The organism is Dyella jejuensis (genome assembly GCF_044904675.1).
In the GTDB taxonomy this organism is placed as follows: Bacteria; Pseudomonadota; Gammaproteobacteria; order Xanthomonadales; family Rhodanobacteraceae; genus Dyella_B; species Dyella_B jejuensis.
In genome coordinates this window covers 1-510 of sequence record NZ_JADIKJ010000064.1, presented here as the reverse complement: position 1 = coordinate 510, position 510 = coordinate 1, and the positions used below count along the sequence as shown (strand labels likewise).

The window sequence follows — 510 nt, the reverse complement described above, 5'->3', positions numbered from 1 at the left end:
GGACGGCAGCGGCGCGCCCTGCACTTCCAGCAACGCCTCGACCTGCAACGGCGTGGCGTCCAGTACCTGGATCGATTCGCGCGCCAGGTACGCACGCAGTTGCACCGGATCCCGGCGCAGTTCCGCCGGCAGCAGGTACAGCGTCGCACCATGGCGCCATTGCACCAGCGCCTGCAGCGACACGTCGAAGCCGTAGGAGGCGTTCCATGCCCAACGTTCCCAGCCATGGGCTCCCAGCCCCGCCAAGGCCGCATCCAGTCCCGCGGCGAGGTTCATCACACTGCCGTGCTCGACCCGCACCCCTTTCGGACGACCGCTCGAGCCCGACGTGAACAGGATGTAGGCCAGCCGATCCGGCGGCGTCGGCTCACTCCGCACCGGATCGTGCGCCGGCGCCGCCGCCAGCTCCGCGCGCAGCGCCGCCGTGTCCAACGCCAGCGGGATCGCCGCGTGCAACCCTTGCAGCAGGGCTTCATGGCCGATCACGCAGTCCGCCTGCGCGTCATCGCG

General features: G+C 70.6%; 1 protein-coding gene. It reads right to left on the bottom strand.

Going from position 1 to position 510, the window contains the following annotated elements:
- Positions 1-510 (bottom strand): AMP-binding protein (locus ISP15_RS18285; protein ID WP_404549428.1); only part of this gene is annotated, 510 nt, incomplete at both ends.